This is a genomic window from Winogradskyella vidalii (assembly GCF_013403955.1).
GTDB classification, from domain to species: domain Bacteria; phylum Bacteroidota; class Bacteroidia; order Flavobacteriales; family Flavobacteriaceae; genus Winogradskyella; species Winogradskyella vidalii.
This window is the reverse complement of record NZ_JABFDG010000001.1, coordinates 961,884-979,711: the sequence shown is the minus strand read 5'-3', so window position 1 is coordinate 979,711 and position 17,828 is coordinate 961,884. Positions and strand designations below refer to the sequence as shown.

Sequence of the window (17,828 nt, the reverse complement as noted above, 5' to 3'; positions counted from 1 at the left end):
TTTATTAAACTGTAAACTCATAATTTTCAATAATCTAAACAGCAACATCGCTAAGATTTGAGTTCAAATAACAACATAAAGAAGTAAAAAGGTTTTAAGGTGCAGAAGTTAATTCTAAAATCTGATTGACTTCATCTAAACTGTCTTCCTTATCCAAAAGAAGCACAAGTGTGTCCTTAGCTTCAATAATTGTAGAGCCTCCAGGACGTACAAACTTATCATTCCGTTTAATCATGACAATAAAAGCTGATGTAGGAAAGTGTAAATCTATAATTCGTTTATCTACAGCAAAACTATCTGGTGGAATTGAGACTTCTTCCATTACTGATTTGGGTAGATTAAGAATATACCTGTCGTTCTCGGCAATCGGTTTAACTTTTTCTGGTAAAACCACTTTTAACCATTTTGCAAAAACAGATAAAGTTGTACCTTGAATTAAAACCGAAGTCACCGAAATAAAAAATACAATATTAAATATCATATTGGCTTTATCAATACCCGCTAAAAGTGGATAAGTTGCAAATACAATAGGTACAGCACCTCGTAAGCCCACCCACGAAATATAAAAGCGTCTTTTAAGTTTCATTTTAAAAAACATTAAACTTATAAAAACACTTACAGGTCTTGCTACAACAATTAAGAAAACAGAAATAAGCAAACCAATGCCCATGTAAGGGATAATTTCTGAAGGAAAAACGAGTAAGCCTAAAGTTAAGAACAATACAATCTGCATTAACCAAGCCACACCGTCAAACATTTTTAAAATGGTTGATTTGTGTATTAAATCCTGATTTCCTAAATAAACAGCACAGATATAAATGGCTAAAAATCCATTACCACCGACAAAATCAGTCGCCGAAAATGTAATAAACATTAACGCGATGACTAAGACAGGGTAAAGTCCTTCAAAATCTAATTTAATTTTATTGATGATAATTTTACTTAATTTACCAAAAACAAATCCGGCTATACCACCTAAAATCATTTGTTGCAAAAACAGGGGAATAATAGACCAAAGGCTTAAATCTTGATTAATTACTAAAGTCAAAAAAGCCAATGTTAACACATAAGCCATAGGGTCATTACTCCCACTTTCTAACTCTAATGTTGGTCGTAAATTTGTTTTTAAAGCTAAGTTTTTTGAACGTAAAATTGAAAATACAGCAGCAGCATCTGTAGATGATACAATGGAACCCAAAAGCATACTTTCGTAAATAGTAAAATCAGTAACAAACCAGACAAAAGTCCCGAGAGTAACCGCGGTAAGCAGAACGCCAAGAGTTGACAATACTAAACCTTCTTTTAGAATGGGCTTTATTGCCTTAAAATTAGTATCCAAACCTCCAGAAAATAATATAAAATTAAGCGAAACAATACCTATAAACTGTGCTAATTTAGGGTCATCAAAACGGATACCTGCAATACCATCTGAACCAGCCAGCATCCCTATAGCTAAGAAAAGTATTAAGGTTGGAACCCCAAATTTATAAGACGTCTTTCCCACTATTATACTTATAAAAAGTAATAGCGACCCAACCAATAATATATTTTCGATAGTTAAATTCATACGCTCTTAGCTTGGGCAAATTTAGTTTTTTTATCAAAAATTAACGACAAATATGTTAGATTAAAATCTTATGGAGTAACAAATTATTAACTCATAAATTAAAGACTTAATAAACTCTATTTCAGTATAAATAGCTCGATTTAATTATTAGATTAACAAAACCTTACACTGAGATAACCGCCTTTTATTTCAATAAATTTACAGCCTCCTTTGCGGCTTTAAATTCGACAAGCATATCTTCTACAATTTCAGCAACCGGTTTTACATCTTGTATTAAGCCTGAAATTTGTCCTATTTCAAGTTCGCCTTCTTCTAAATCGCCTTCAAACATACCACGTTTTGACCTTGCTCTACCTAATAATGCTTTTAATTCTTCTGCCGTTGGACTCGTTTTATAGAGGTCTTGTATATCATTGAAGAATTTATTTTTCACTAATCTAACTGGTGCTAATTCTTTTAAGGTTAATTGAGTATCACCTTCTTTAGCATCAACAACCACCTGCTTAAAGCTTTGGTGAGCTGAAGACTCTTCACTCGCTACAAATCGGCTACCTACTTGCACGCCATCGGCACCTAAAACCATACAGGCTAACATGGCTTGTCCTGTAGCAATACCGCCTGCCGCAATTAATGGAATGTCGAGTTGTTCTTTTACCATAGGTATTAAGGTCAACGTAGTCGTTTCATCTCTTCCATTATGTCCGCCAGCTTCAAAACCTTCGGCCACTATAGCATCAACACCTGCAGCTTGAGCTTTTAAAGCGAATTTTACGCTACTCACTACATGTACAACCGTTATCCCTTTCTCTTGTAACCATTTGGTCCACGTTTTTGGGTTTCCAGCTGAAGTAAAAACAATCTTTACCCCTTCTTCAACAATGATATCCATAATTTCTTGAATATTTGGATATAACATCGGTACATTAACACCAAACGGTTGGTCAGTAGCTGCTTTACATTTTTGAATATGTTCTCGCAAAACATCTGGGTACATAGACCCTGCGCCTATTAAACCTAATATGCCTGAGTTACTAGCTGCAGAAGCTAATTTCCAACCACTATTCCAAATCATTCCTGCTTGAATTATAGGGTGTTTTATATTGAAAAGTGATGTAATTCTATTGTCCATAGTATTGAATGTATTGCATTTTTATAAAAATCGTAAATTCAAGTGAAACTCACGATTAAAAACGTATAAATTTCGACTGTATATTCATATTTAATCGAAACCGTTCTTATGCCATTTTTGAAACAGCAATGCCATCAAACAGAAAAACTACTTTAATTAGAACTTCGGATAAATTTAAATGTTTTAGAAGCTTCATCGGAGGAAACCTGAATTAAATACAGCCCTGAAACCAAATTGGAAACATTAATGCTATTTGCGTTTTCAGTTACCACCTGACGTACCATTTCTTGACCTAATTGGCTATAAATAACAACCTCTAATTGAGCAATAGATGAAGGAATTTCAATATTTAAGTTAGACCTTACTGGGTTCGGATAAAAATGAAATGCAGTACGAATTGTTTCATCAAAAGATAATGCTAAATTTTTAGCTTGAAACAAATCTGGAATACCATACCCCAAAAAGTCATCTGGCGCATTATATTGAGAGGCTGATTGCCTTACATAATCCATAATTTCAGTCGGCAATGCCTCTGGAATCGCCTGCCACAAAGATGCAATACCACCACAGAGGATTGGGCTACTAAAAGACGTGCCATTATTTTGTACAATGGTATTATTTTCATCAATAACATATGCGGCACCACCTCTAGCAACGACATCGGGTTTCTGATACCCAACTTGAGCAGCACTACCCTGTGAACTAAAGTACGCATAATCGCCATTAGCATCAACAGCGCCTATACTAAGCACATCTGGCGAGTCTGCAGGTGCACCAACAGTTTGCCAATCTGTAGCACCAGAATTTCCGGCGCTTACAATCACTAAAATTCCTTTTTCTGCAGCAATAGAAGCACCTCTTGAAATATAAGCTACTTGACCATTCATATCTGATGGGGAGTAGCTATAATCAGCATTGTCATAAGTAGTGTAACCCAAAGAAGTATTAATGATGTCAACGCCTAAACTATCAGCACGCTCAGCAGCTTCAACCCAATAACTTTCTTCAACTGGATTTTCACTTCCTGCATCTTCAGTTCTAAATACATAATATGAAGCATCTGGTGCGGTACCAACAAATTCACCTTCAACATAGGCCGCCATTGTACTCAAAACTTTAGTGCCATGATCACTTGCCGTTGAAGCATACACATCCGAAGTTCTATCTACAAAGTCATAGCCTCCTAACAAATCATTATTATCTCGTAAACGTAGGAAAGCATCCATTGTATTAACACTAGGAAAACCTGCATCGATTACCGCAATAGTTATGCCTTCACCTGTAAAGTCTGCTAAATGCAACTCGTGGACACTAATCATTTCAACTTGATTTTGTGTATCTCCATAAGTAAAAGCAATGGTTTCGTCTTCAACGTCAGTTTGGTTATAATCTGAAGTTCCTCGGGATAAGGTATTTAAATTAGGATTCGCAAAGTCGATATGATTTACAAAAGTTAAGTCGACTAGAGCATTAATAGCGATCTCAGTTCCTCTAACATGTATTGCATTAAACCATTTTGATTTCGCCAAAACAGTAATTCCTGCTTGGTTTTTTAACTCTGAAATATAAGTTTCATTTACAGGTACATCGCGTGCATCGATAACAATATTTTGCTGTTGTTTTCTATCAATTGCTTTCTGAGACAGTACACTGATTGGATTGGCTATTGAATTTGAAACGTTTGGCTTGTCTGTGAGATAAACCCAAGCATCTTGTTGAGCATTGCTATAAACAGCAACAAAAACTAAAAAAATTAATATAAAAATTCTTCTCATGTGTTTACTTTTTGTTGCTAAAAAATCTAGTAAGACCTGTCTGGTCTCAAAAAAAGTCTAAATGCTGAAATCTTAATTTTTAAGTTAAGAAATAACTCCCGACCCCACTAATTCATCTTCTAAATACCAAGCCACAAATTGACCTTCAGTAATAGCTGATTGTTTGTTTTCAAATTCTACGTATAATCCTGAAGCGACTTTATGTAATGTCGCTTTTTCTAAAGTTTGTCGGTATCGAATTCTCGCCATTACAGCCATTGTTTCACCTTCGCCTAAAGCTAAATCTTCTCTAACCCAATGCAATTCTTCATTAGAAACAAACAACACATTTCTATATAAACCGGGATGTTGTTTACCTTGCCCTGTGTAAATAATATTGTCTTTAACATCGGTATCTATAACAAATAACGGTTCTACTGTGCCACCAACGCCAAGGCCTTTTCGTTGTCCTTTGGTGAAATAATGAGCACCTTGATGTTGACCAACAACTTTTCCATCTGTGATATGATAAACTGGTTTTTTAGATAGAAATTCTAATTCCGTCTCTTTAGAATTAAATTCTGGAAGCACTTTATTATAAGTTTCAAAAGTGGCATCAACTTCAACAATAGCGCCTTTTTTAGGTTTTAACTGCTGTTGTAAGAAATCGGGTAACCGTACTTTCCCTATAAAACATAAGCCTTGAGAATCTTTCTTTTCGGCAGTAATTAAATCCTGAGCTTTAGCAATTTCTCGTACTTCAGGTTTTAATAATTCACCTATAGGAAATAAAGCTTTTGCTAATTGCGATTGTGACAATTGGCATAAAAAATAGGACTGATCTTTATTAGGATCTGTCCCTGCTAATAATTGGTGAATTTCCTTACCCTCTTTTTCAATAGTGGATTTTCTACAATAATGGCCCGTAGCAACATAATCTGCACCCAATTCTAAAGCGATATCCATAAAGACATCGAATTTAATTTCCCGATTACAAAGTACATCAGGATTTGGTGTGCGACCTTTTTCATATTCATTAAACATATAGTCAACAATACGTTCTTTGTATTGCACACTTAAGTCTACCGTTTGAAAAGGGATTCCCAATTTATCGGCAACTAACATAGCGTCATTACTATCTTCTAACCATGGACATTCATCTGAAATAGTCACAGAATCATCGTGCCAATTTTTCATAAAAAGTCCAATAACCTCGTAGCCTTGTTCTTTTAAAAGATAAGCTGCAACACTAGAATCTACACCGCCGGAAAGCCCTACAATAACTCTTTTCATACACATCTCCTGCAAAAAAAACAGGAACCTCTATTTGATTAAATACTATTAGTTCGAAAACCTGCGCCAAAATTACAAAATAAAAAAGGCAATCCTATAAAGATTGCCATTCTGAAATACTATGATATGTATTGATTTAAGTTATTCCTTTTTAGATATCACCTCTTTTGTAGTGTGATTAATTTCTTTGGTTAGTTCACCATTTTCATAATAGTTCCATTTTCCTACTTTGACGTTTTTAGAGTAATCACCTTCTGAAGTTTTTTTACCATCAGCATCATAATTAATGGCTTTACCTTCTAAATCATCCTCTATATAATGGGTATGTCTAAGCAATACATTTTGTTCTGAAAACCATTTAGATTCCCCATAAAGTTTTCCGTTTTTATAATTAGAACTTTCGGCAAGTGAACCATTTTTAAAATACACAAAGCGTTCACCTTCGAGTAATCCATCATTATTATAATGCTCCACAATCATTTTATCAGAAGAGTTTTTATGATAAAACGTCCATTCACCAATAAAACGTTTACCATCCATTTTACCTTCACTAATCACTTTTTTAGTTGAAGAAAAAAAGGTAACATCAGCAATACTGTCCTTTTCATTAAACACTTTAACAGCACTTAAAACGCTTTTTCCCGCTGATAAGGTATAGAACTTAAACGAATCGATTTCCTTACCATGTTTAAATACGCCTTCATAACGTTTTTGGTCGGTTTTATGGTAGTTTTTCGTCCATAAACCATGGCGTTTTCCAGCATTATCATACTGATTTTTTGATTTTTGTGCATAGCCAACTGTTAAAAACAGTGTTAAAAAAGAAAGCAAAACAATATTTTGTTTAATCATTTTATAGTTTTGTTAAACAAACCAGCAAGGTTTGAATGTTGAACAATTTAAAACTCAAAAAAATGAAAATTATTTCAAAAAACTTCAAATTACTGACAGTATTTCTAATGGTTATAGGTTTAACTTCTTGTAGTGACGATGATGATAACACCTCAATTGAAGCGCCAACAACAGTTGTTGATGTAGCATTAGAAAACGATTTAACGTCTCTAGCTGCTGCTTTAGAGGCTACAGATTTAGTAAGTACTTTACAAGGTGCTGGTCCGTTTACCGTATTTGCTCCAACCAATGACGCTTTTGCTGATTTGTTAGATGCAACAGGATTAGATTTAGACAACTTATCGTCTGAAGAAGAAGCTTTAGTACGAAACATCTTATTAAACCATGTTATTATTGGTTCATCTGTAAGCTCATCCGATTTAGTAAATTTAGGTTCAGGTTATACAAATACTGCTGCCACAGGTCCGAATGACACTAACTTAAGTTTATACTTTACCACATCAAATGGTGTTATGTTGAATGGATCATCAACCGTTACAAGTGCAGATAATACGGCTTCAAATGGAATAGTGCATATTGTTGATGAAGTAATTGGGTTGCCGACTATTGCTACATTTGCAACAACTAACCCAGCTTTATCTAATTTAGTAGCTGCTTTACAATTAGCAGATACCGGAACACCAACAGTACCATATATTGCAACTGTATCTGATGTTAACGCAGGACCATTTACAGTTTTCGCACCTACAAATGATGCTTTTGCTAATTTATTAGTTGAGTTAGACCCTTCTGGAAACACTGCTCTAGGCGATTTAGATTCAGCTACTGTAGATGCTGTATTAACTTATCATATTGTGAGTGGAAATATACAATCTAGTAGTTTACCAAACGGAACTGTTGCTACATTAGGAGGTGACATCACTGCTGATAATAGTGCCTTTACGCTAACCGATCCAAATGAGCGTGTAAGTAATATTTTAACCTCATTAGTTGATATTCAAACTATGAATGGTGTGGTACATGTAATTGACACTGTACTTTTACCAATGCAATAAAAATTAATGTTCAGACGAACTGTTTTTATATATTTTTAGGTTAATTAATTAGTTGAAAGCCTTTCAGAACATTTAGTTTTGAAAGGTTTTTTTATCTCAATATAAAGAGAAATTATGCAAGCTTTTAAAGCTTAAATAAATTTGTAACGTTAGATGCAGTTTAAGTTCAATGAAACCTGAAAAGGTGGTTTATGATTAAACCAAAAGAAATCACACCTATTAATTAAGAGAATAAAAAAAAGCCTTAGCAAATTTGCTAAGGCTTTTTTTAATATGATAGATAATTATTTCTTCTTCTTACCCTTTTGCTGAGCTTGTTTTTGTTGCTCAGCTTGTTCCATCATTTCAGCCATTTTTTTCTGAAACTTGTTTTGTTTCTTAGGCTTTGTTTTGTTCACTTCAATTTTAGCTAACACTTTATCTTCATCGATAATATAGTTTTTAATAACTAACATAATACCGATACTAATTAAGTTAGAAATAAAGTAATACAAACTTAATCCTGAAGCATAATTGTTAAAGAACACTAACATTAGTAGTGGAGAGAAGTAAATCATATACTTCATCATTTTAGCCATATCTGGCATCCCTTCTTGTGTAGGTTGTGTTGCCATTTGCTGCCCAGTAGTCATTTTCATGTAAAAGAAAATAGCGATTGCTGCTAAAATCGGAAATAAACTAACGTGATCACCATAAAATGGAATACTAAAACCATCAGGAAAATTGTAAATGGAGTCAAAAGAACTTAAATCGTCTGCCCAAAGGAAGCTTTTTTGACGTAATGCAAAAGCAGTTGGAAAAAACATAAACAAGGCATAAAACACAGGAATTTGCATCAATCCAGGTAAACAACCACTCAATGGGCTTGCTCCTGCTCTATTTTGCAAAGCCATAGTTTCTTGTTGTGCTTTTAACTTGTTGTCTTTATACTTTTCTCTTACAGCATCTAATTCTGGCTTTAAGATTTTCATTTTTGCCTGAGACAAAAACTGTTTGTACTGTACAAAAGACATTAAAATTTTAACTAAAATAGTCATTACAATAATAGCAATACCATAAGGAAGAAAACTACTTAAAAACCCGAATAACGGAATAAATAAAGCTTTGTTTATCCATCCAAAAATTCCCCAACCAAATGGAATACTTTCTTCTAAACCTTTTTCGTAATTTTTTAATGTTTTACTATCAGTCGGACCATAATAAAGGCCTAAGTTTTTATTTATTTCTCCTCCTTTAAAAGCTAAAGGAACTTTAGAAACAAATTGTTTTGTATACAACGTATCTATATCTTCGTCTTCAACCAAATCTGAAGATGTCACAGTAACATTATCTAATTGATTATCTTTTGCTACTAATATAGAGCTAAAGAAATGCTGTCTAAAAGACAACCAATCAACCTCTTCAATTGTTTCGTCATCATCTCCATTTTGGGATAATTTATCAACCTTACCATCATCGTGCATATAGGTTAATCTTGTATAACGGTTTTCATAAGTTATACTTTTAGAATGACGAATACTTTTTTGGCTCCAATCTAATGCAATAGGCTGTGATGTATTAAACACTCCACTTAAACCTTGTGACTTAATTGAAAAATCAATCATATAGTCATTAGGCTTTAGCTCATAACGGTATTCTAAAAATGCTGTTTCTGAAACTTTAAGTCGCATAGAAACAACCGTATTGTCACCACTTTTAGTTACACTAGGCTGAAATGGTAAATCTCGTGTATTGAGTGTGCGATTATCTGAAGTTCCAAAAGTGATATTAAAAGCACTATTATCATCCTTTACCATATAAATTGGCACGGAATCATAATCAACAAAATTCCGCAATTTTACTTCGGCTAATTGTCCACCTTTATTATTAAACTTAAGTGCTAAAACATCTGTTTCAACCGTCGTTTGTTTGTCAGTTGCTAATGGCAGAGTTAAAGCATAGGCAAACGACCCCACTTTATTTTGTAGCGCAGCACGCTGTGTAGAATCTAAATCTTGTGTATTTACGTAATCGTTTGGTGTAGTGACTAAGGCATCATTCTGCTGATTCGCTTTTTGCTCTGCTTCAACTTTTTCCTGCTCAGCTATTTTCTGTGCTTCAAGCTCTTCTGGTGTTGGCTGATTTTGGTACATTATATATAATAGAATCCCAAATATGAGGACAAAGCCTATTATAGATTTAACGTCGAATTTCTTTTCTTCCATACTATGTGCCGCAAAAGCGGTAATCTAATTAATCTTTTCAGTTTTAGACCTGTAAGGTTTTTAAAATCCTGACAGGTCTTTATAAGGTAACAATAACGTAACTCAAATAGTTATCCAAAACATTTATTTACGCCAAAGTGACATATTATTTCTGCTTGTTTTTATTTTTATATTTTAATGCCGCTGCAACAAAAGCAACAAATAAAGGGTGTGGACATTTTACTGTACTCTTATATTCAGGATGGTATTGCACACCAACAAACCAGTTATTACTTGGTATCTCTACAATTTCTACTAATCCAGTTTCTGGATTCATACCTGTAGCTTTCATCCCTGCTTTTTCGAATTGAGATTTATAGCTATTATTGAATTCAAAACGGTGTCTATGACGTTCTGTTATCATTTCAGATTTATAAACCTCATAAGCAATACTATCTTTTTCAACCTGACAATCCCATGTTCCTAGACGCATTGTTCCGCCTTTATTAACCACATCTTTTTGAGATGCCATTAAATTAATTACAGGATTTGGCGTTTGCCCATCCATTTCTACAGAATTTGCATCCTTAATATTCAGGATATTTCTGGCATATTCTATAACTGCCATTTGCATTCCTAAACAGATACCTAAAAATGGAATATTTTGTTCGCGTACAAAACGAACCGCTTCAATTTTACCCTCAATTCCGCGCTCACCAAAACCTGGAGCAACTAAAACAGCATCTAAATGACCTAATTTGAATTCAATATTACTTTCGGATAAATATTCGGAATGAATAGGTTCTACATTAACCTTGACTTCATTCTCGGCACCTGCATGGATAAACGATTCTAAAATAGACTTATAAGAATCTTGAAGCTCTACATACTTACCAATTAAACCTATAGTAACTTCACTTTTAGGACTTTTATGACGCTTTAAAAACTCATTCCAACGTTTTAAATCTGGAACGTCATTCTTTAACATCAGCTGATTTAAAACCACTTTATCTAAACCTTCTTCTAACATTAAATTTGGCACATCATATATAGTTGATGCGTCAATAGATTCTATAACCGCTTCCTTTTTAACGTTACAAAAACGGGCTAGTTTAGTTTTAAGACCTTCACTTAGTTTGTGCTCTGTTCTACAAACCAAAATATCAGCTTGCACGCCACTTTCCATCAATGTTTTAACACTATGTTGGGTAGGTTTGGTTTTTAATTCACCTGCAGCAGATAAATAAGGTACTAATGTTAAATGAATAACACAGGTGTTATGTTCTCCTAAATCCCATTCTAACTGTCTTACAGCTTCAATATATGGTAAAGACTCAATATCACCAACCGTACCTCCAATTTCAGTAATTACAATATCATAATCACCAGAATTACCCAAAATTTGGATACGACGCTTAATCTCATCTGTGATATGGGGAATGACTTGTACTGTTTTACCTAAAAATTCACCTCGTCTTTCTTTATCAATAACACTTTGGTAAATTCTACCTGTAGTGACATTGTTAGCTTGAGATGTTGCGACATTTAAAAAACGTTCGTAATGCCCTAAATCTAGATCCGTTTCGGCACCATCATCCGTTACATAACACTCACCGTGTTCGTAAGGATTTAAAGTCCCGGGATCAATATTAATATAAGGGTCTAATTTCTGAATGGTAACTCTGTAACCTTGGGCTTGTAAGAGCTTTGCCAAAGAGGCAGCGATAATGCCTTTTCCAAGAGAAGAAGACACGCCTCCTGTAACAAAAACATATTTAGGGTTTGTGGTCATAATGCGTATTTAACGCAGGCAAAATTACAAAATTTAATGAGTTATTCTCTATTTGTTTATGGTTTGTTGATATGTTATTTGTTTAGTGGATTACCATACTAAAATCAAGGCTTTTAAAATAATTTGTACTGTTAGAACATACTTATTTTTTAAGCTAAACGATTAAAAAAGAAAATAACCCCTTAACCCAATTACAAACACCTCGATTAAACAGCGTATTTTAAACCCTTATTTCTTAAAGTCTCGACGTATATTATAAATCAATTCCTCTAGACCATTAATTTTAATTTCGCACATTTGAGCCATCATACGACCAAGTTTTCCTTGTGGAAATCCTTTTTGTTGGTACCAGATGTAATAATGCTCAGGAACATCAACTAAGTAACGGTCTTTATATTTTCCAAAAGGCATTTTATAGTGTGCCAATTCTATTAAAACTGTACCGTCTAATTCCATTATATAATAAATTTAATTTGAAATAAAATAGTGAGATTTCTCCCCGCTAGCCATCGGCTTTATAAAAACAATTTAAGACTTAAACTCATTTAATTCTTTGAGTTCATTTTCAATGAAAGCTTCCCATTCATTTTGCTTTTCAATATTCATAGAATGCTTGGTCTGCTTATCGTAACGGCGTTGAGTTTCGTTTACAGCCTCGTTTATAGCCGTGTGAAGTCGATCCATTTGCGCTTTTACATTTTGGTTAACTTTAAGTTTAGTTAATTGCTGTCTAAACTTACGTGCGTAGAGTTCGGTAATATCAAAATGTAATTGCTCGTGCTCTAAAATATGGGCGTTTGATTTTTCTTTAAGATACCACGATTTATTTGGGTAAAAATGGGCTTCAACCGTCGTGGAAAAATCTACAATTCTTTCACCAGATGTTTTTACGGCATACCCAAATGTAATTCCTGATGCCGTTAAAGCAACAGCATCAGATTCTGAATCGGGTTGTCCTTTAAAATCTGCCCAGGTTAGCTTGGTAGTTTCATTCCACATTAGCGTTTCTTCGTTAGAAATACTTCCAACAAAAAGAAAGATTAAAGAGATGATTACGTTTTTCAATGTTATAAATTCTGATTAAACAGTATTTTATTTTCTAAATTAAAATGCAAAATATGATATTATACTGAAAATCAACTTAAAATAGCTTTAAGAAGTAATTTACTTTGCTTCAACAATTCTTAGGTCCTCGTATTTTACTACATAAATGGCTTGATTTACATAACCGCCAAAAAGTGATTTTTTGTACCTAAATTTATTTTCTATGTATTGTGTTTCTATAGCATCGGTTGAAGCTTCAAACAAATTTTCAGCTGAAGCTAGACGCATTAAAATATCTAAAGTAATATCAAAACCACGAGATGCATATCGGCTTGGTGAAACGCCATAATTTTCTCGGTAAGCTTCTACAAAACCATTGGCTTTTGTTTCATCAAAATCTTTGTTTACTGAAGGGTAATGAAATTTAAGATTTGAAAGATTACTGTTTTCAATATCCTTACCTTCAAATGCCTTATTTTTATCGGTTGTTGCTAGTATAATTTCTTTTTCCTTAGACCTAAAACCATTTAACATGCTAACTACACTAGATACAAAAGCATTGTTATTAGTTTCTAAAAACACATAGGTTTTACCAGATGAAAACATGCGTTGTAACTCAGAATGATAAACAAAATAAGCATCCTTAGTTTTATCTTTTTTATCCTTATTCGTAAGCATGAGTTTAGAATTAGGAAATGCATCTTGTATTGCTTTACTTGTTGCTCTATGGGCATGATCTGAAACAATAACCACTTTAGTTTTTAAGCTATCAGCTTTAACATAATCAATCATTGCTTTTCGTAACAATTCATTTTCTGGAACGGTTTGAAAAACATTACTATAAACTTCTTTTGGCTTGTTCATCGCTGCAATAACAGGTACATTATCTGCTTTTAGCGCTAAAGCGACACGATTAAAACTGTCACCTTCCATTGGCCCAATAACGGCATCATAATCCGAGAAGTCATTTTCCGCTAAAATGTCACTGGTCTGAGAAACATGGTAACGTGTATCAAAAACCTTTAAGTCTGTTGAAATTCCTAATTGTTTTGCCGAATCTAATGCCATCTGCACGCCAATATGAAATTCTAAAACTGCAGCCAAACGTCTACTATTCTTAATCTGATCTTTTGCTTCTTCTACAGAGCTAACATCTATTCTATGCAGTTGATAAGGCAACATTAAAGCCAATTTTTTAGTTTTAAAATTGGTTAAGTTGTTTTCTAAATTGGTAATTGCGTAAGCATTATAACTACCTTCTACCTCAACACCTTCAGGCACTCTTAAAATCATTCCTGCTTTTAAACCTGTCTCTTTTAACTCCGGATTTAATTGTTCTAATTGCTCTTGAGTAAGGTTGAGTTTGATTTTTAATCTATAAAACCCTTCTTTAGGTAATACCTCGTAATAACCAAACTTAGGATCAATAGCCTTCTCTTCATTGTTTTCTATATTAGGCACATTAAGTTCGTCTCCAGGTTGAATCACTTCATTCATAAATGGATTTAATGCATCTAATTCAGCTACTGTAATTCCAAATTTATAAGCAATGCCCCACTTACCATCTTTTGGTTGAACGGTATAAGTTTTTACCGTATTAGTTAAGGTCTGTTTAGAAACTATCGTTTTATATTGAGGGATTCTAATTTTATCACCACGCTTTAAATTTTCAGAATACAAAAAACGATTTGCTTTTTTTATTTCTTCCTCTGATACATTATACTTTTTACTTAAACCAAAGAGTGTTTCTTTACGTTTTACTTTATGAGTTTTATAGTTAATTAGTTCACGTTTATCTGCTTCAATAGCATCATTTTTAACTTTTGAGTTTGGTATAATCAGTACCGTATTGGGTTGAAATTTACGTTTTGCATCAGGGTTGAGCGCATAAATATCAGAAGGTGTTACTAAGTATTTTTTAGCAATCGTCTGTATTGTTTCTCCGGGTTCTACCGTATGTTCAATATAATTTTGAGCACTTAAACCAATCGTAAAAGCAATTAATATAACGGTTAAGATATTTTTCATGTATTCTATTTTACTATAAACTGTACTTTGACGAACTAAGCAATCAGTTTTTATTTAATAACGATAAACGGGAACTATAATTACAAATTCAAATTATTCCCACTCAATAGTAGCTGGTGGTTTTGAGCTGATATCGTAAACAACTCTATTTACCCCTTTTACTTTGTTTATAATTTCGTTTGACGTTTTTTGTAAAAACTCATAAGGTAAATTTACCCAATCTGCAGTCATTCCATCTGTACTTTCTACAGCTCTTAAAGCCACGCATTTTTCGTAAGTACGTTCATCTCCCATTACGCCAACACTATTAACTGGTAATAACATCGCACCTGCTTGCCATACTTTGTCATATAGATTCCAAGAACGCAGGTTATTGATAAATATAAAATCAACTTCCTGTAATATACGTACTTTTTCAGCTGTTATATCTCCAAGAATTCGAATTGCCAATCCTGGTCCTGGAAAAGGGTGACGCCCTAATAACAGTTTATCCATATTCATGGAAGCACCAACACGTCTCACTTCATCTTTAAATAAAGCTTTAAGCGGCTCTACCACTTTTAGCTTCATAAAATCTGGTAATCCACCAACATTATGGTGACTTTTTATAGTGGCACTTGGTCCGCCTGTTGCTGAAACACTTTCTATAACATCAGGATAAATGGTGCCTTGCGCCAACCATTTTACATCTTTTATTAAATTGGCTTCATCATCAAAAACGTCAATAAACGCCGCTCCAATGGCCTTTCTTTTCAACTCGGGATCCGTCAACCCTTTTAAAGCATCCAAAAAGCGTGCCGAAGCATCTACACCTTTAACGTTTAATCCCATGCCTTCGTATTGCGTCAATACATCTTCGAACTCATTTTTTCGTAACAAGCCATTATTTACAAAAATACAATAGAGGTTTTTACCTATAGCTTTGTGTAATAACATGGCTGCAACAGAAGAATCTACACCGCCAGATAAGCCAAGAACAACTTTGTCATTTCCAAGTTTTTCTTTTAATTCGTCAACGGTTTCTTCAACAAAAGATTGTGGTGTCCAGTCTTGTTCTACCTCAGCTATTTTAATTAAAAAATTATGTAAGAGCTGATAACCATCCGTACTGTGGTACACTTCAGGATGAAATTGAATAGCGTAAGTCTGTTCGCCTTCAATTTTATAAGCGGCATTTTCTACATCTGCAGTACTTGCTAATAACACACCTCCTGTTGGTAAACTCTTAATGGTATCACTATGACTCATCCAAACTTGGCTACCAGTATGTATGTTTTCAAAAAAATCTTCATCAGACTTAATAAAACTCAGATTAGCTCTACCGTACTCTCTTGTACTAGATTCCGCTACTTTACCACCTGAAAAATGGGCTAAATATTGCGCACCATAACAAACGGCTAGCATTGGTTTTTTACCTCGAATCTCCTCTAAATTAGGGTGAAGCACAGCTTCTCCTCTAACGGAATTTGGGCTACCAGATAGAATTACTGCTTTAAAGCTCTCTGAATCTGAAGGTATTTTATTGTATGGATGAATTTCGCAGTAGATGTTTAATTCTCTAACGCGACGCGCAATAAGCTGAGTGTATTGCGAACCGAAATCTAATATTAGGACTTTGTTGTGTTGCATGCGCAAAAATAGTAAGGATTTACGAATTAAGATTTATGATTGACATTTTTTTGAATTAAATTTTAACATAAAAAATAATCACATATTATGAATGCTTGTATTTAAATGATTTTTGAAAATTTTTAGCTAATTATTCCATAGACGCTAAAATTAGTTCTATATCGCGTTCTGTAGTATCTGGATTTATAAAACAAAAGCGTGAACAGGTTTCATAAGTATCTCCATTTTTCCATTTAGTTGGTGTGACTAGAGCAAATCCTTTATTGTGATTTTCATAGGTCCAGTGGGTGTAATCTTCAGGCTCCCATCCTATTCTTCTATATAAAACACAAGATAAACTTGGCTCTCTTACCAATTCTAAGTTAGGGTGCGCTTCAATTAAACGACCTGCAATTTGAGCTAATTCTAAACCGCGTTCTACAGCTTCTTTATAACGATCCGTACCATGTGTCGCCAATGAAAACCACAATGGCAAACCTCTAACACGTCTTGTTAATTGAATTTGATAATCTGTTGGATTAAACCCGTGAGCGCCTTCATCTTTAAAAATTTCTAGATAAGAACCTTGTTGTGAATGGGCATTTTTAGCCAATTCCATGTTTTTATAAATTACAGCACCACAGTCATAAGGTGAAAACATCCATTTATGAGGATCAATCGTAATACTATCTGCTTTTTCTATACCCTTAAACAAATGACGAACGGAATCAGCTACCAAAGCACCTCCTCCATAAGCAGCATCGATATGAAACCATAAGTTTTCCTCCTCACAAACTTTAGCAACACTTTCTAAATCGTCAATAATACCTGCATTTGTAGTTCCGCCTGTAGCAACGACAGCAAACAAACATTTACGTTGATGTTCTGTTAGCGTAGCAATAGTTTCTAAAAGTGCCTCTCCTGTTAAATGCTCTTCAGAGTCGACTAAAATGATATCTACATCCGCAACTTTCGCCATTGCTTTTACAGATGAATGTGCCCCCATTGAGGTAATAATCAAGCCCTTTTCGCGATTAAATTCTGGGTTTTCTCGCCAATGTTCTCTTGCAGTAACAATAGCAGATAAATTTGCAGCGGTTCCTCCACTTGTAAACACCCCAAAAGCGCCTTCTGGCAAACCTGTTAGCGAGACAATCCAGCTCATCGCCTCATTTTCACAAAAGATTCCGCCGGCACCTTCCATCCAATACGCACCATGAATACTTGATGCCGATGTTATTAAATCGAACATTATTGCCGCTTTTGTTGGTGATGCTGGCACAAAAGCTAAATTTCTTGGGTGATCTACAGGAACATTAGCCTTAGCTAAATGCTGTTTCCATAAATTAAAGGCGTACTCGCCACCAACACCTTTTGGTGTTACGGTATCACCGACTAAGGCTTTTAAATCTTCAGACTTTCTTGGTTTTCCTATTTGATGTTCAGTTTCAGAGACTCTTCCGATGACATATTTCATGACATCTAAAGTCATCTCAATCAAATCAATATCAATGTGATGCATT

General features: G+C 34.2%; 13 protein-coding genes. 1 reads left to right on the top strand and 12 read right to left on the bottom strand.

Going from position 1 to position 17,828, the window contains the following annotated elements; translation table 11 throughout:
- Positions 1–94: 94 nt before the first annotated feature.
- From HM982_RS04025 to HM982_RS04005, 5 genes are all read right to left on the bottom strand, one after another.
- Positions 95–1,567: a potassium/proton antiporter gene (locus tag HM982_RS04025; RefSeq protein WP_179351824.1), complete on the bottom strand. Its 1,473-nt coding sequence runs from the start codon at positions 1,565–1,567 to the stop codon at positions 95–97.
- Positions 1,568–1,751: 184 nt separating this feature from the next.
- Positions 1,752–2,696: an NAD(P)H-dependent flavin oxidoreductase gene (locus HM982_RS04020; RefSeq protein ID WP_179351823.1), complete on the bottom strand. Its 945-nt coding sequence runs from the start codon at positions 2,694–2,696 to the stop codon at positions 1,752–1,754.
- 152 nt (positions 2,697–2,848) lie between these two features.
- A complete protein-coding gene (locus HM982_RS04015; RefSeq protein WP_179351822.1) occupies positions 2,849–4,471 on the bottom strand; it encodes a S8 family serine peptidase in 1,623 nt (540 codons plus the stop codon).
- An 84-nt stretch (positions 4,472–4,555) separates the two neighbouring features.
- Positions 4,556–5,749, bottom strand: a complete 1,194-nt coding sequence (gene mnmA / locus HM982_RS04010) for a tRNA 2-thiouridine(34) synthase MnmA (RefSeq protein WP_262886534.1) — start codon at positions 5,747–5,749, stop codon at positions 4,556–4,558.
- A 135-nt stretch (positions 5,750–5,884) separates the two neighbouring features.
- Positions 5,885–6,595 carry a toxin-antitoxin system YwqK family antitoxin gene (locus tag HM982_RS04005; RefSeq protein WP_179351820.1) on the bottom strand — a complete coding sequence of 237 codons (711 nt, stop codon included), beginning with the start codon at positions 6,593–6,595 and terminating at the stop codon, positions 5,885–5,887.
- 62 nt (positions 6,596–6,657) lie between these two features.
- On the opposite strand from HM982_RS04005, the gene HM982_RS04000 reads away from it, so the two are divergent.
- Entirely contained in the window at positions 6,658–7,650 is a 993-nt protein-coding gene (locus HM982_RS04000; RefSeq protein ID WP_246296564.1) for a fasciclin domain-containing protein, read from the top strand.
- A gap of 284 nt (positions 7,651–7,934) precedes the next feature.
- On the opposite strand, the gene yidC is transcribed toward HM982_RS04000, so the two are convergent.
- From yidC to HM982_RS03965, 7 genes are all read right to left on the bottom strand, one after another.
- Positions 7,935–9,854 (bottom strand): membrane protein insertase YidC, encoded by a 1,920-nt coding sequence (gene yidC / locus HM982_RS03995; protein ID WP_179351818.1) that lies wholly within the window; start codon positions 9,852–9,854, stop codon positions 7,935–7,937.
- 145 nt (positions 9,855–9,999) lie between these two features.
- Positions 10,000–11,625: a CTP synthase gene (locus HM982_RS03990; protein ID WP_179351817.1), complete on the bottom strand. Its 1,626-nt coding sequence runs from the start codon at positions 11,623–11,625 to the stop codon at positions 10,000–10,002.
- Between the two features lie 228 nt (positions 11,626–11,853).
- Positions 11,854–12,081, bottom strand: a complete 228-nt coding sequence (locus HM982_RS03985; protein WP_179351816.1) for a DUF3820 family protein — start codon at positions 12,079–12,081, stop codon at positions 11,854–11,856.
- A gap of 72 nt (positions 12,082–12,153) precedes the next feature.
- Complete coding sequence (locus HM982_RS03980; protein WP_246296563.1) at positions 12,154–12,690, bottom strand: DUF922 domain-containing protein; 537 nt, start codon at positions 12,688–12,690, stop codon at positions 12,154–12,156.
- A 99-nt stretch (positions 12,691–12,789) separates the two neighbouring features.
- Positions 12,790–14,697 carry a LysM peptidoglycan-binding domain-containing protein gene (locus HM982_RS03975; RefSeq protein WP_179351815.1) on the bottom strand — a complete coding sequence of 636 codons (1,908 nt, stop codon included), beginning with the start codon at positions 14,695–14,697 and terminating at the stop codon, positions 12,790–12,792.
- A gap of 93 nt (positions 14,698–14,790) precedes the next feature.
- Positions 14,791–16,326 carry a glutamine-hydrolyzing GMP synthase gene (guaA, locus tag HM982_RS03970; RefSeq protein WP_179351814.1) on the bottom strand — a complete coding sequence of 512 codons (1,536 nt, stop codon included), beginning with the start codon at positions 16,324–16,326 and terminating at the stop codon, positions 14,791–14,793.
- A 130-nt stretch (positions 16,327–16,456) separates the two neighbouring features.
- On the bottom strand, positions 16,457–17,827 hold the full coding sequence (locus tag HM982_RS03965; protein ID WP_179351813.1) for a pyridoxal phosphate-dependent decarboxylase family protein: 1,371 nt from the start codon (positions 17,825–17,827) through the stop codon (positions 16,457–16,459).
- Position 17,828 lies beyond the last annotated feature (1 nt).